At 69.0% G+C, this 261-nt stretch carries 1 protein-coding gene; it reads right to left on the reverse strand.

Annotated elements, in window-relative coordinates; genetic code table 11:
- Nucleotides 1–261, reverse strand: a 261-nt coding sequence (locus E0702_RS19360; RefSeq protein ID WP_165927634.1) for a hypothetical protein, incomplete at both ends; no start/stop codon positions are given.

Genomic DNA, 261 nt, shown 5'->3' on the forward strand with positions numbered 1-261 from the left:
TCTGCGACCTTGCGGCCCGACCACCGCCCCAGCTTGAGCGGCGGGCTGGCGCAAAGGTCGGTCTTGGGCGCGCCCATCCCCTCCAGGGTCTTGGCCACCGCCGCCTCGAGCGACTCGGGCGTCCAGTCGGCGATCCTCGGGTCCTCGGCAACGCAGACGAAGGCGCCATAGCCGGCATAGGAGATGAAGGCGCCCGAAACCCCCAGCGTCTTGAGGATGCCCTTCGCCACGGTTTCGAGCAGCTGGACATAATCGCCGGGG

Origin of the sequence: Halomonas marinisediminis (assembly GCF_004347715.1) — a bacterium.
GTDB lineage: Bacteria > Pseudomonadota > Gammaproteobacteria > Pseudomonadales > Halomonadaceae > Halomonas > Halomonas icarae.